The organism is Streptomyces ficellus, assembly GCF_030406405.1.
GTDB lineage: Bacteria > Actinomycetota > Actinomycetes > Streptomycetales > Streptomycetaceae > Streptomyces > Streptomyces ficellus_B.
The window spans coordinates 48440-62090 of record NZ_JAUEPL010000006.1 but is presented as its reverse complement, the minus strand read 5'-3'; the positions used below and the strand labels follow the sequence as shown (position 1 = coordinate 62090).

Below are 13651 nucleotides of genomic sequence, written 5' to 3'. Positions count from 1 at the left end.
CTTGATGGTCTGATCGTTATACGGATTTGACCGTCCGCTGGGCGGACGAAGATCACGAAGGCGTCACATAAGGGTCTCGACAAGGGTCTCCTGCAACGCGCCCAGCCAGAGGTACGCCATGACCATCGGCTTGCGCGGGTCGGAGTCCGGCAGCCGGTACAGCTCGTCGTTGTCGTCCTCGTCGCTGACTTCCAGCCGGGTGCCGATGGTCAGCCGGAGGTCGTTGAGGGCGCCCAGCCAGTGGCGGGCGTCCTCGGGCGTCAGCTTGAGGACCGCGCCGCCGTCCCCGGCCGGGTCCAAGGCGTCGAGGCTCCGCACGACGGCGAGGGCGTCCTCCCGCTTGCGGGTCCGCAGGTCGTTCTCCGTGTAGCGGCGGAACTCGGCGGACGCGGCGCGCGACTCCTCGTCCTCGTCCGCGTACGCGTTGGGGAAGAGGCGGGCGAGCGCGGGGTCGGCCGGCGGCTCGCTCGGACCCTCGCGGAACAGCTCGGCGAGCGGGTCCTCGCCCTTGGGCGGTACGTCGCCGGGGCCGATGAGCTCCAGGAGCTGGACGGCCAGGGAGCGGAGGATGGAGATCTCGACCTCGTCGAGCGGTACGGCCGCGCCGCCGCCGGGCAGCGCCTCGAAGTGCCCGCTCATCAGTTGCGGTCCTGGGAGAGGGTCGCCCACAGCCCATAACCGTGCATGGCCTGCACGTCCCGTTCCATCTCCTCGCGGGTGCCGCTGGAGACCACGGCCCGGCCCTTGTGGTGCACGTCCAGCATCAGCTTGTGCGCCTTGTCCTTGGAGTAGCCGAAGTACGTCTGGAAGACGTAGGTGACGTAGCTCATGAGGTTGACCGGATCGTTGTGGACGATCGTCACCCACGGCACGTCGGGTTCCACGACGGCGGAACTCTCTTCGGCCGCTTCGGTGCGTTCGATCTCTGCGGGAGCAACACTCACTTAGCCAATGCTGCCACTGAGGGTGGGGGGTCGCACAAACGGGGCGCGGACGGCGAGCGCGCCCGGCGGCCGGGAACGGGGCCTGCGACGCGCCGAAATCGTCACTCTGACGAGTATGGGCGGTAGCATTTCTCATATGAATGCTGCGGATCTTGGGCTGCCGGTGGACGTGCCGTCTACCGCGCTCTTCACCGACCAGTACGAGCTGACCATGCTCCAGGCGGCGTTGCGGGCCGGGACGGCCGAGCGGCGGTCCGTCTTCGAGGTCTTCACCCGGCGGCTGCCGGACGGGCGGCGCTACGGCGTCGTGGCCGGCACCGGCCGCGTCCTGGACGCGGTGGAGAACTTCCGCTTCGACGCGGGCGTCCTCGGCTTCCTGCGCGAGCGCGGCATCGTCGACGAGCCGACGCTCTCCTGGCTGGAGGAGTACCGCTTCCGCGGGGACGTCTGGGGCTACCCGGAGGGCGAGGTGTACTTCCCCGGCTCGCCGATCCTGCGGGTCGAGGGCTCCTTCGCCGAGTGCGTCCTGCTGGAGACGGTGATCCTGTCGATCCTCAACCACGACTCGGCGATCGCGGCCGCCGCGTCGCGGATGTCCGCCGCGGCCGGCGGGCGGCGGCTGATCGAGATGGGCGCCCGGCGCACGCACGAGCTGTCCGCGGTCGCCGCGGCCCGTGCCGCGTACGTCGGCGGCTTCTCCTCCACCTCCGACCTGGCCGCCGGATTCCGGTACGGCATCCCCACGGTCGGCACCTCCGCGCACGCCTTCACGCTGCTGCACGACACCGAGCGGGACGCCTTCCGCGCCCAGGTGGACTCCCTGGGCCGCGGTACGACGCTGCTCGTCGACACCTACGACGTGGCCGAGGCGGTGCGTACCGCCGTGGAGGTGGCCGGACCCGAGCTGGGCGCGGTGCGCATCGACTCCGGCGACCTGCTGCTGGTCGCGCACCGGGTGCGCCAGCAGCTGGACGAGCTGGGGGCGCGCGACACGAAGATCGTGGTCACCTCGGACCTGGACGAGTACGCGATCGCGTCGCTGGCCGCGGCGCCGGTCGACGCGTACGGGGTGGGTACGCAGGTGGTCACCGGCAGCGGCCACCCGACCTGCTCGATGGTCTACAAGCTCGTCGCGCGCGCCGAGTCGGCGGACCCGAGGGCCCCGCTGCGGCCGGTGGCGAAGAAGTCACTGGGCGGCAAGATGTCGATCGGGGGCCGCAAGTGGGCCGCGCGGCGGGTGGACGCGGACGGGGTGGCGGAGGCGGAGGTCGTCGGCACCGGGCCCCTCCCGCCGGAGCTCGCCGGCCGGCAGCTGCTGGTCGAGCTGATCAAGGGCGGCGAGGTCGTGGCCCGCGAGCCCCTGGACGTGCCCCGGGAGCGGCACATCGCGGCGCGTGCGGGGCTGCCGATGTCGGCGATCCAGCTGTCGCGGGGCGAGGCGGTCATTCCGACGGAGTACGTCTGAGGCCGGAGGGCGGGGCGATGCCCCCTCCCGCCGGGACGGGTAAGTCTCTAGGCTCGAAACCGACCCCCACAACCGCTCCCCCACCGAAGGACAACCGCCATGCACCGCGCATTGATCGTCGTCGACGTTCAGAATGACTTCTGCGAAGGCGGCAGCCTCCCGGTGGTGGGGGGCGCGGATGTCGCCGCCGCCGTCACGGACCTGGTCGGCGAGGCCGCCGGCGCCGTCTACCAGCACGTGGTGGCCACCCGTGATCACCACGTCGACCCGGGCGACCACTTCTCGGATGACCCCGACTACGTCAGGTCGTGGCCGAAGCACTGCGTGGCCGGTACGGAGGGTGTGGGCTTCCACCCGAACTTCGCCCCCACCGTCGCGTCGGGCGCCATCGACGCGGTGTTCGACAAGGGCGCGTACACGGCCGCGTACAGCGGCTTCGAGGGCACCGACGAGAACGACGTCCCGCTGGCCGACTGGCTGCGGGAGCGCGGGGTCACGGAGGTGGACGTGGTGGGCATCGCCACCGACCACTGCGTGCGGGCCACGGCGCTGGACGCGGCCCGGGAGGGCTTCCGCACCCAGGTGCTGCTGGACCTGACGGCGGGCGTGTCGGAGGAGACGACCCTGCGGGCGCTGGACGAGCTCCGCGAGGCGGGCGTCGAACTCACCGGCAAGCCGCTCGTCCAGGGCCCGGCCTGATACCGGCTCCCGGACCCAGGGCCGGCCTCCCGGGCCCAGGACGGGCCTTCTAGGGCCTTTCCCGGGCGCTTGCGGGGCCTTCCGGGCCTACGACGCGGGTCTGGGCGTGCCCCAGATCCGGGGCTGGGGAAGCAGGGCGCGTATGGGGTGCCAGAGCTCGGTGTGCGTCTCCGGGACCGTGCGCCAGAGCAGGCCGTCGGGGTGGTGGAGCACCGCGGTGATCTCGTCCGGCGTGGGCGGGTGGGTGTTGCCGCGCAGGTAGACCGCGCGCAGGCCCAGGTTCCGCAGCCGGGTCAGGGCGCGGGCGCGGTTGCCCGCGTGGACCAGGACGCGGACCGTGGAGCCGTCGCCGGCCGGGTTGGGCAGGCCGAGCGCGACGACCACGCTGCCGCCTGGCAACTTGCAAAACCCTCCACCGGGCATGCGAAACCACTCCCCCTGGGACGCTGTGTCAATAAGGACGTGCACCACGCACCTAAACACGATCGGCCGCCGCCCGCTAGGGGGCGACGGCCGATCATGCTCTGACCTGCGGCGATGTGGTTACTTCGCCGAGGGTCCGACCTGGACCGTGATCGTCCGGCCGTTCTTCGGCTGCTTGACGATCGAGATCTTGGTGTTGGTGTCAGTTACCTTGACGCCGGCCCGCGGGTTGTCGGCGTACCAGTAGACGCCCTTGCGGTCGTCGAAGACCGGGTTGCCGGCGTGCGAGGCGATCCGCAGCGGCGTCCCCGCCTTGTGCAGCGTGAAGGTGTCCGTCGCGTACCGGCTGAAGGGCGAGTCGAAGGACTGGATGCGGTTGCGCAGCAGCGTCCCGTCCGCCCACTTCAGCGGCGTGGCGTGGGCGTCGACCGGCAGGATCAGACCGGAGCCGGGGTGGACGGCGGTGTTGTTGTCCTTCTGGGAGGTGTCCCACTGCCAGACCATCAGGCCGGTCTGGTACGGGTAGTGCTCCACCCAGCTGTCCATCGGCGCCGCGAAGCCGAAGTTGTACGGGCCGACCTTGAGGGTCTTGTCGTACGAGACGTACTGGCGGTTCTCGGCGATGTAGTACTGCTCGTACTCGTTGGTGAAGGACTCACCGATCCGCGAGAAGCCCTTCGCGGTCCAGCCGTTGTCGTCGCCCTCGGCGTTGTCGGAGAAGACCGGGGCCCCGTCGGCGGTCAGCGTGATGCTGTCGGCGGTGAAGCCCTTGCCGCCCGCGCCGCCGTCCGTCTGGTAACGGAAGCGGAGGTCGAACTTCTTGCCGGCGTACGCGTCCAGCGGGTAGACGAGCTTCTGGAAGGAGCCGGAGACGTCGGTCAGGGCCGGGGCGCCGCTGGCGTCGGTGGGGATGGCCTTGCCGTTGGCGGTGCCGGCCAGCGCCGTCCACTGCTTGCCGCCATCGGTGGACACCTCGGTGTAGAGGTAGTCGTAGTCCTTCTCGATGTCCCACCAGCCGTCGAGCGTCAGCTGGGCCGCGGCCTTGCCGGTGAGGTCGACCGAGCGGGTGAGGGTGTTCTTGAGGTCGTCACCCATGTCGCTCCACCACTGCTTGGAGCCCTCGGCGGGCTTCACGACCGCGGTGGTGACCTTCTTCTTCGGCAGCTCGACGACGAGCGCCTGCGGGTTCTTGGTGTTGTACTCCGCGACGCCCAGCGTGTGCTTGGACGTGGTCGCCGCCTTGGCCTTCTCGTAGTTGAGCCAGCCGAGCTGGAGCTTGTCCCAGGCGGTCATGTCGCCGGGCAGGTCGCCGATGGAGTCCTTGCCGGTGCCGAGCCAGGAGCCGGAGGACATCAGGGACCAGAAGCCGGTCGAGTTCTCGGCACCCGCCTTGCCGGAGGTGTCGTACAGGTCCGGCAGGCCCAGGTCGTGGCCGTACTCGTGGGCGAAGACGCCGAGGCCGCCGTTCTCGGGCTGCATCGTGTAGTCGCCGACCCAGATGCCGGTGTCGCCGATCTGGGTGCCGCCGGCCTTGTTGTGCGCCGGGCCGGTCTTGCCGGCGTCGGTGCCGTAGGCGTACCAGCGGTGGGCCCACAGCGCGTCGCCGCCCTGGGCGCCGCCGCCCGCGGACTCGTCCTCTCCGGCGTGGACGATCTGGAAGTGGTCGATGTAGCCGTCGGCCTCGTTGAAGTTGCCGTCGGCGTCGAAGTCGTAGCGGTCCCACTGGTCGTACTGGGCCAGCTGCGCCTTGATCTCGGCGTCGGTCTTGCCGGCCGCCTTCTGCTGCGCCGTCCAGGCGGTCACACCGTCACGGACCGCGTCCCACACGTTGGAGCAGTTGCTGTTGCCGCAGTAGTTCGAGCCGTAACGGGCCTCGTTGTACTCGACCTTGACCCAGTCGGAGACCGCGCCGTCGACCGAGTAGCGGCCCGAGGAGGTCTTCTCGTAGTAGGTCTTCAGGGACTGCTTCTGCTGACCGGTCTTCTCGTCCTTGCCGGTGCCGAAGTACAGGTCCTGGAAGTGCCGCTGGTTGTAGTCCTCCTGCCAGGCCGTCGAGTTGTCCTTCGTACGGTCCGGCTCGGCTATCTGGTTGTGCAGCGGGCCCGGCGTGCCGCCGAACTTCGGCTTGAGCTCGTCGGTCTCGTCGTCCGCGCGGTCGATGAGCGTGGTGTTGTCGACCTTGTCGCCGAACTCGACCAGGATCGTAAAGATCTTGTCGGTCTTCTCGCGGCCGAGCTCGACGTACTTCTTGTCGTCGAGCTTGACGACCTTGGAGGCACCCCTGCGCTCCACCGTGAGGTCGCCGGCCAGTACCTGCTCCAGCGCCGCTTCGCGCGCTTGCGCCCGCTGCTTGCTGAACGGGCCGTCGAGGTCGTGGTCGACCCCGGCGGCGTGGTCGTGTCCGGGGGCCCCGTGCCCCTCGTCGTGTGCGCCGGGCGCCGGGTCATGGCGCTCGATGGCGCCGGTGGGGCGGTCGTCGGCCTGGGCCGTGCTGAGCGCCGAGGCCGTCGCGGCGGTGGCTGCCAGGGCCACGAGCACCGCGGACGCTCTGAACGCACGTCGTCTGCTGGTCACTTGATCTTGTCCTCCCCGCGCCCGCGAATCGCGGATGGGGGGTCGAAGTGATATCCGCGTGCGGTGTCGCGCCACAAGTGACGACATTCGACCGGAGAATGACGCGAAAAGACAGATCTTGACTTGCACAGGCCAAGTGCTCTATGCGAACAGGCCGATCCGGATGGCGAACAGTGCGGCGGCCCGCATCAGCCGGCCGACGGCCCCACCCTCACCGTGACGGACGAACCGTCCGGCGGCTGCGCGGTGACCGTGATCCGGGTGTGGTGTCCCTGGTCCGCACGCTGCCGTGCCGGCTCTGGGCGTACCAGTACACGCCCTTGTGGTCGTCGAAGACCGGATTGCCCGCGGTGCGCTCCCGGCCCAGCTCGACGTATTTGCGCTCGCCGAGGTTCACGACCCGGGAGCCGCCGCGCCGCTCCACCTCCGCCCGCCCGCTCAGCACCTGCTCCAGCGCGGCCTGCCGCTGGAGCCGCTGCCGGGCGCTGAAGGGGCCGTCGATGACATGCCCGTCGCGCTGGCCCTCGGCGGTACCGTGCGCGGAGCCGTCACGGCCGGGGACGGCGGCCCGGGCGGTCGTCCCCGCCCCCACCGCACTCGCGGCCAAGGTGACGAGGGTGAGGGCGAGGGTGAGGGCGGGCCTCAACGCGCTTGTGGTGTTGGCCACTTGATGCGGTCCTCCCCCGCTGCCGCGACGGACCACACCCCGGTGGATCGCGTCAACAGGCGCCGTGTTCCGGCCATATGGCATAGGCCGTGACTCCGTGCGCCCCCCATGCACCGGTACCGTGGGTTAGGTCACGCTTACTAGCGGTTCCTCTCGGGCATCCACCGTCGTAGAGTCAGAAACAGTGCGACCGAGTTGCGTGACCCCCATCCGGTGCTCCCCTGCTTCGAGGACGGAACCCGCCATGCCGCGTCCGACCGCCGCACAGCTCGCCTATGGTTCGGCCACCGTCGTCTTCGCGACCGTCGCCATGCTCCTGCTGTCCCGCACCACCACCGGGCCGGGCATCGCCCTGATCGGCGTGGCCGCACTCGCGCTCGGCCTGCTGGTCGCGATGACCCTGCCGCAGCCGGCGGGGCGGCGTACGGCGTACGGGAACGCGCACGCGGCCGCCCCGGCGAAGCCCCGGGAGCACTCACTGCGTCGTTGACACGACGACGGTCTTGGCGGCCTTGTCGTGCAAGCCCTGCTTGTACGGCTTGTCGACCAGGATCAGGATCAGCAGCAGCAACGGCCACAGGCACGCGCAGCAGATCAGCGTGGGCAGCCACAGCACGACGGCCCGGGTCAGCGCGGCGTTCGTGGTCGGCACGCTGCCGTCGTTGAGCATCGCCACCCGCATGCCCAACAGCCGCTTGCCGACCGTCTGCCCGTTCCTCTTCGTCATGAGGGTGTCATAGGCGACGTACGCCACGATCGTGAGGAGCTGGAAGACCCACTCCCCGCCCTCGTTGGTCCGCCACACGTCCGCGACATCGGTCTCGTCGGTCACCCTCGTGTAGATGCCGAACGGGATACCGATGAGCGCGAGCGGCACGACGATGATCAGCCAGTCGATGAGCCGGGCCAGGACGCGCCTGCCGGAACTGGCGAGCGGCGGCATCCCGGCGAGCGGATCGGCACCGCCATAGCCGTACGGTCCACCCCCGTAGGGGCCACCGCCGTACGGCCCGCCGCCACCGTAGGGGCCGCCGGTCCCGTACGGCCCGCCGCCGCCCGGTGGAGGCGGGGGCGGCGGTTCGGGCGGCGGCTGCGCCCCCTCGTCCTGCGGTTTCTTGCGGAACGGATCGTCCTCGGGCGGCTGCTGACCGGACGGCGGCGGTTCGTTGCTCATGGGGGCAGTGCATCCCGCCCCGCGGAGCCCCGCAACGGATCACCGTCCGTTCGGGCTACCCCCGGCTCACTGGCCCGCCACGAACGTATGCGCGACCTTGTCGTGCCAGCACTGGCGCCACGGGCGGTCGAACAGGCACCACAGGACGTTGACCACGCCGACCACCAGGACGCCCAGCACCCCGTAGACCAACCAGCGGCGCAGCGCCGCGCCGAACGGCGGCGGGGAGTGCGACTCGATGTCCCGCACCTGGAGGCCGCACAGCTTCTTGCCCAGCGTCCGGCCCCACTTGGCCGTGGGCAGCGCCTCGTACAGCACGCCGAGGACCAGCAGCGCGGCGAGCGCGATGCCGAAGTACGTCGAGGTGGTGCCGTCCACGAGCCATACGGTGACCGTCTCGCCGGACTGCTTGGCCTGCTGGATCTTGCCGTCGATGTGGTCGAGCGCCTTGGCGACGAACGGTACGGCGACGGCGCCGACCGCCGCCCCGAGGACCACGGTGTCGATCAGCCGGGCCGCCAGCCGCCTGCCGAGGGCGGCCGGGCGGGCGGCGGCCTGGGCCCGGGCGGCCCGCAGGAACGGGTCGTCCACCGGGGGCTTCCACGGCAGCACCGGCTGCTCGGGCAGCCCCTGCGCCTGCGCCGGCACCTCCGGCTGGGCGAGCTGGTGCACCTGCTGCGCCCAGGAAGCCGCGCCACCGCCGGGGCCGTGCGCGGCGGGGGTGATCGGGGTGGCGGGCGCGGGAGCGGGAGCGGGGGCCGCGGGGGCGGGAGCGGGGGCGACCGGGGCGGGGGCGGGGGCGGGGGCCGCGGCGGTCGACCGGGGCGGGGACTGGGGGTGGGGCTGGGGCGGGGACGGGGCCTGCGGGGTGCTCGGCGCGTCCGGTGTGAGGGCCCGGATGGTCATGGTGCCGTCGGCGGGCCGCTCGGGTTTCGGCGTGACCGCGCGGATGGTCACCGTGCCCTCCCGGGCCGGTGCCTCACCGGTCTGCGGCTCCACGTTCCGTACGCCGGGCAGGGCCCCGCCGGTCGGGTCGGTGGCCTGCCGACGCGGGTCCTCGCCGCTCTCGGCACCCCATGAGACGCGGTGGTCGCGCTCGCCGCCGAACCCGGTCTGGCGCGAGGCGTCCGCCTGCCAGACCGACGCGGGCTCCTGCCGCGCCTCGGCGGCCGGGTCCTCCCCCTCCTCGAACTGGTCGAACTCGTCGAAGAAGACCGGTCCGGTCTCCTCCACCGAAGGCGTGGGCGTAGGCGCGGACGCCGGGGCGGCAGCGGGCGCCGGAGCGGCCGAGGCCGGCGGCACCGGCGCCGCCTCGCCGTCCTTGGGGGCGGGCCGGCTCGTGCCGGGCACCCACGCGGCACCGTTCCAGAACCGGATGTATCCCGGGATGGACGGATCGGGGTAGTAGCCAGGCGTGGGGCTGCCGTCGCCGGTTGCCGGGGTTGGGGCGCTCATCACCGTGGTCCCGTATCTCCTCGAGGGCCTCAATTCAAGGCACCACATCTATCAGACCGCCGAGCGCCCCCGGACCGGTCCGGCGACAACGACCACCATTCGGTCACATCAGTGTCACAGAAAGTAAGAGAAACCCCTCATCGGAAGTCGCGTAATGACGGACGGGAAAGCGGCTCTCCCTCTGTGCGGCCCGCTTCGGGGCCCGTACACCTTCACAGGTCTTCAGAGGAAGGAACCGTCCCATGCAGCACACCGTCGTGGAGCGCGAGCTGGAACTCACGCTGGTGGTGTCGCCCGAGCGCGGCATCCCCGTCCCGGCCCGGCTGACGTACCGCACGGACGACCCGTACGCCGTGCACATCACCTTCCACCTCGGCTCCGACGTCCCCGTGCACTGGACCTTGGCCCGCGAGCTGCTGGTCGAGGGGGTCTTCCGGCCGTGCGGGCACGGTGACGTACGGGTCTGGCCGACCACGCTCGACGGGCGGGCCGTCGTGCTGATGGCGCTGTCCTCGCCGGAGGGCGAGGCGCTCCTTGAGGCCCCCGCCGCGCCGGTCTCCGCGTGGCTGGAGCGGACGCTGCGCGTGGTGGAGCCCGGCACGGAGGCCGGGCGGCTCGACCTGGACGACGCCCTGGCCGAGCTGCTGGCCCGCACCCCGGGCGACCTGGACGGGGACGTCTAGCGGCCGCGGTCAGTCGGTGACGTACGTATGCGTGATGAATTCGATCGAGTGGCCGTCCGGGTCGTCGATGTACACGCCACGCCCCCCGAAGTGGTGGTTGATCCGCTGGGGCTCGTGGTGGTGCGGGTCCCCCCAGTACGGCAGCCCGCGCTCCTTGATCCGGGCGAGGATCTCGTCGAACTCGTCGTCGGGGACGAGGAAGGCGAGGTGCTGGGGGGTGATGTCGGGGGCGTCGTCGTCCAGGTAGTCGAGGGTGACGCCGCCCTCCAGCGGGACGGAGGCGAACGGCCCGAAGGGCTTCGGCTCGGGGGCGTCGATCAGCTCCGTGAGGAAGCGGGCGGCGGCGAACCGGTCGCGGCTGCGGACGATGGTGTGGTCAAGACGTGCGGGCACGGCTCCTCCTTCGTCGGTCCTCTTCACGCTATGCGCGCGGCGGGTCCCCGGGCCATCGGACATCGGGACTAGGGCTGAAGCCTCAGAAGAGCTTGCCGGGGTTGAGGATGCCGAGCGGATCGAAGGTCCGCTTGATGCCCCGCTGCAACTCCAGGCCCACCGGCCCCAGTTCGCGGGCGAGCCACTCCTTCTTCAGTACGCCGACGCCGTGTTCGCCCGTGATGGTGCCGCCCAGCTCCAGGCCGAGCGCCATGATCTCGTCGAACGACTCGCGGGCGCGCCGTGATTCGTCGGGATCGGTGTGGTCGAAGCAGACGACGGGGTGGGTGTTGCCGTCGCCGGCGTGGGCGCAGACACCGATGGTCAGGTCGTGCTTGGCGGCGATGGCGGCCGTGCCGTCGATCATCGCGGCGAGCCGGGAGCGCGGTACGCACACGTCGTCGATCATCGTCGCGGACTTGACCGCCTCCAGGGCGGTCAGCGACATCCGGCGGGCCTTGAGCAGCAGTTCGGACTCGGCGGCGTCCTCGGCCGGGACGACCTGGGTGGCGCCGGCCGCCGTGCACAGCTCCGCCACCGCGGCCAGGTGGGGGCCGGGGTCGGGGGTGTCGAAGGCGGCGAGCAGCAGCGCCTCCGTCGACTCGGGCAGGCCCATGCGGCCCAGCCGGTTGACCGCCCGCACCGTCGTACGGTCCATGAGTTCGAGCAGCGAGGGGGTGTGGCCCCGCTCCATGATCGCGCACACGGCGTCGCACGCGGCGGCCGCCGACGCGAACTCGGCCGCCAGCACCAGCTGCTGGGGCGGCTGCGGCCGGAGCGCCAGGACGGCCCGTACGACGATGCCGAGGGTGCCCTCGGAGCCGACGAAGAGCCGGGTCAGGTCGTACCCGGCGACGCCCTTGGCGGTGCGGCGGCCGGTGGACAGCAGGCGGCCGTCCGCGAGGACGACGTCGAGGCCGAGGACGTACTCGGCGGTGACCCCGTACTTGACGCAGCACAGGCCGCCGGACGCGGTGCCGATGTTGCCGCCGATGGTGCACATCTCCCAGCTGGAGGGATCGGGCGGGTAGTACAGGCCGTGCGCGTTGACCTCACGGGAGAGGGTGGCGTTGATGACGCCGGGCTCGACGACGGCGATCCGGTCGACCGGGTTGATCTCCAGGATGCGGTCCATCCTGGTGAGGGACAGCACGATGCAGCCGTCCGCGGCGTTCGCGGCGCCCGACAGGCCCGTGCGGGCGCCCTGCGGGACGACGGGGACACGCAGTTCGGTCGCGGTGCGCATCACGTGCTGGACCTGCTCGACGGTGCGGGGCAGGGCCACCACGGCGGGCGTGCCCGCCTCGCAGAAGCTCGCCATGTCATGGGCGTACGAAGCGGTGATGTCCGCGTCGGTGATCAGGGCGTCGGCCGGGAGTCCCGCGCGGAGGCGCTCATGCAGTCGTGCCAGGACGTCTTCCATGATCCCAGCCTGGCATCCGGGGCCATCGGTGTGAACCCGGCGGGCGATCCGCTCCGGGAACGCCGGGTGTCTCGTCGTATTGACGCACCGCGTGACGCACAGTTGCGCCATGAACACGGAACGGGTCCCACAGATCGTCCTGGGCGTGGGGGCGGGCGCGGTGCTGGCCGGCGCGGCCGTCCTGTTCGTGCCGGGCAGCCTGGGCGGGGACGGGCCGCCGCCCGCGCCGGGGCCCGTCGCGCGGGCGGTGTCGGCGGCGCACGCGGGCGCGCAGGCGTCGCTGCCGGAGCTGGCCGCGCTCATCGGTGACCGCGAGAAGTGGTTGCGCGCGCACCCGCGCGACGACGCGTCCTGGGCGGAGCTGGGCACGGCGTACGTGGAGCGGGGCGCCCGCAGCGGCGACACCGCCTCGTATGTACGGGCCGAGAAGGCGCTGAAGCGGTCCCTGACCGTGCTGCCCGCCGCGAAGGGCAACGTCGACGCGCAGCTCGGCATGGGCGCGCTCGCCAACGCGCGCGGCGACTTCCCGGCGGCCCGCAAGTGGGGCGAGGCGGTACGGAACCACACGCCACGGCGCTGGCAGGCGTACGCGGTGCTGATCGACGCGTACAGCGGGCTCGGCGACTACGTGTCCGCCGGCCGCGCCATGGAACGGCTGCGGGCGCTGCGGCCGGGCGCGCCCGCGCTGTCGCGCGCGTCGCTGGTGCACCGGGACCGGGGCTGGCGCGAGGACGCGTCGGCCCTGGCGTACGACGCGGTCGCGCTGGCGGCCACGCCGGCGGAGAAGGCGGCGTGCCTGGCGCGGCTGGGCGACCTGGCGTGGGAGCGCGGCGAGCCCGCCGAGGCCGCCGCCTCCTACGAACCCGCGCTGCGGCTGGTGCCCGGCCACGGCCCGTCGCTGGCCGGGCGGGCGCGGGCGCTGGCGGCGCTGGGGCGGGCGGACGAGGCGGTACGGGATTACGGGGCCGCGCTGGAGGCGCTGCCGCTGCCCGAATACGCGCTGGAGGCGGGCGAGTTCTACGAGTCGCTCGGCCTGGACGGGGACGCCCGCACGCAGTACGACATGCTGCGCGCGCGGGCGGCGGAGGGGGCGGCGCACGGGGTGAACGAGACACTGGTCCTCGCGCGGTACGAGACCGACCACGGCGACCCGGCCGCCGCGGTCACCTCGCTGAGGGCGGTGTGGGCGAAGGGGCAGCGGTCGGTGCACGTGGCGGACGCGCTGGGCTGGGCGCTGTACCGGGCGGGGAAGCCCGAGGAGGCGCTTGGGTACGCCCGGCGGGCGACGGAGCAGGGGCTGCGGAGCGCGCTGTTCGCGTACCACCGGGGGCAGATCGAGCGGGCGCTGGGGCAGTACGGGGCGGCGCGCCGCCACATCCAGGAGGCGCTGCGCGTCAACCCGGACTTCTCGCCGCTGCTGGCGCCGAAGGCCCGGGAGGCGCTGGCCGCGCTGGGCGAGCCGCCGGAGGGCGGGCCGAGGGGCGACGCAGGTGGCGGGGAGGAAGCGCGGGGGCGGTCGGGGTCGGGTGCGGCTTCGGGCGGTGGTACGTCCCGTACGTGGTCGCCGCCGCCCCGGGATACGGAGCGGCGGCAGCCGTCTGTGAAGCCACGGCGCCCGGACGGCTCGCCGAGCGCGTCGTCGAGCGCGTCGGTGAGTGCTTCACCGAGCGCGTCGGCGTCGGGGCGGTGAGACCGGTGGGGGTGGGGCGGGA

At 72.1% G+C, this 13651-nt stretch carries 14 protein-coding genes; 5 read left to right on the top strand and 9 right to left on the bottom strand.

Annotated features, from left to right (window positions below):
• Positions 1-63: 63 nt before the first annotated feature.
• Positions 64-639 (bottom strand): DUF2017 domain-containing protein, encoded by a 576-nt coding sequence (locus tag QWM81_RS06470; protein ID WP_290110615.1) that lies wholly within the window; start codon positions 637-639, stop codon positions 64-66.
• Complete coding sequence (gene clpS / locus QWM81_RS06465) at positions 639-944, bottom strand: ATP-dependent Clp protease adapter ClpS (protein WP_290110614.1); 306 nt, start codon at positions 942-944, stop codon at positions 639-641. Before clpS ends, QWM81_RS06470 begins: the two co-directional genes overlap by 1 nt.
• Positions 945-1080: 136 nt before the next feature.
• Between clpS and QWM81_RS06460 the strand changes: the two genes are divergently transcribed.
• Both QWM81_RS06460 and QWM81_RS06455 read left to right on the top strand, forming a co-directional pair.
• Positions 1081-2409 (top strand): nicotinate phosphoribosyltransferase, encoded by a 1329-nt coding sequence (locus QWM81_RS06460; RefSeq protein ID WP_290110613.1) that lies wholly within the window; start codon positions 1081-1083, stop codon positions 2407-2409.
• A gap of 99 nt (positions 2410-2508) precedes the next feature.
• Positions 2509-3108 (top strand): isochorismatase family protein, encoded by a 600-nt coding sequence (locus QWM81_RS06455; RefSeq protein ID WP_290110612.1) that lies wholly within the window; start codon positions 2509-2511, stop codon positions 3106-3108.
• Between the two features lie 87 nt (positions 3109-3195).
• On the opposite strand, the gene QWM81_RS06450 is transcribed toward QWM81_RS06455, so the two are convergent.
• The 3 genes from QWM81_RS06450 to QWM81_RS06440 all read right to left on the bottom strand — a co-directional run bounded on the left by QWM81_RS06450 (position 3196) and on the right by QWM81_RS06440 (position 6772).
• Positions 3196-3531: a hypothetical protein gene (locus tag QWM81_RS06450; RefSeq protein ID WP_290110611.1), complete on the bottom strand. Its 336-nt coding sequence runs from the start codon at positions 3529-3531 to the stop codon at positions 3196-3198.
• 120 nt (positions 3532-3651) lie between these two features.
• On the bottom strand, positions 3652-6105 hold the full coding sequence (locus QWM81_RS06445) for an immune inhibitor A domain-containing protein (RefSeq protein WP_290110610.1): 2454 nt from the start codon (positions 6103-6105) through the stop codon (positions 3652-3654).
• A 211-nt stretch (positions 6106-6316) separates the two neighbouring features.
• Positions 6317-6772 carry a hypothetical protein gene (locus QWM81_RS06440; protein WP_290110790.1) on the bottom strand — a complete coding sequence of 152 codons (456 nt, stop codon included), beginning with the start codon at positions 6770-6772 and terminating at the stop codon, positions 6317-6319.
• A 244-nt stretch (positions 6773-7016) separates the two neighbouring features.
• Between QWM81_RS06440 and QWM81_RS06435 the strand changes: the two genes are divergently transcribed.
• A complete protein-coding gene (locus QWM81_RS06435) occupies positions 7017-7262 on the top strand; it encodes a hypothetical protein (protein ID WP_290110609.1) in 246 nt (81 codons plus the stop codon).
• Here the strand turns inward: QWM81_RS06435 and QWM81_RS06430 are convergent.
• Together QWM81_RS06430 and QWM81_RS06425 are read right to left on the bottom strand one after the other, a co-directional pair.
• Positions 7248-7946, bottom strand: coding sequence for an RDD family protein (locus QWM81_RS06430; RefSeq protein ID WP_290110608.1), 699 nt, complete (start codon positions 7944-7946; stop codon positions 7248-7250). The genes QWM81_RS06435 and QWM81_RS06430 overlap by 15 nt on opposite strands.
• Positions 7947-8012: 66 nt before the next feature.
• Entirely contained in the window at positions 8013-9401 is a 1389-nt protein-coding gene (locus tag QWM81_RS06425) for an RDD family protein (RefSeq protein ID WP_290110607.1), read from the bottom strand.
• A gap of 242 nt (positions 9402-9643) precedes the next feature.
• Here QWM81_RS06425 and QWM81_RS06420 point away from each other — a divergent pair, with 242 nt between their 5' ends.
• Positions 9644-10084, top strand: a complete 441-nt coding sequence (locus tag QWM81_RS06420) for an SsgA family sporulation/cell division regulator (protein WP_290110606.1) — start codon at positions 9644-9646, stop codon at positions 10082-10084.
• 9 nt (positions 10085-10093) lie between these two features.
• Here QWM81_RS06420 and QWM81_RS06415 read toward each other — a convergent pair whose 3' ends face one another.
• Both QWM81_RS06415 and QWM81_RS06410 read right to left on the bottom strand, forming a co-directional pair.
• On the bottom strand, positions 10094-10477 hold the full coding sequence (locus QWM81_RS06415) for a VOC family protein (protein WP_290110605.1): 384 nt from the start codon (positions 10475-10477) through the stop codon (positions 10094-10096).
• 82 nt (positions 10478-10559) lie between these two features.
• Entirely contained in the window at positions 10560-11939 is a 1380-nt protein-coding gene (locus QWM81_RS06410; RefSeq protein ID WP_290110604.1) for an FAD-binding oxidoreductase, read from the bottom strand.
• A 109-nt stretch (positions 11940-12048) separates the two neighbouring features.
• Between QWM81_RS06410 and QWM81_RS06405 the strand changes: the two genes are divergently transcribed.
• Complete coding sequence (locus QWM81_RS06405) at positions 12049-13629, top strand: tetratricopeptide repeat protein (protein WP_290110603.1); 1581 nt, start codon at positions 12049-12051, stop codon at positions 13627-13629.
• Positions 13630-13651: the final 22 nt, after the last annotated feature.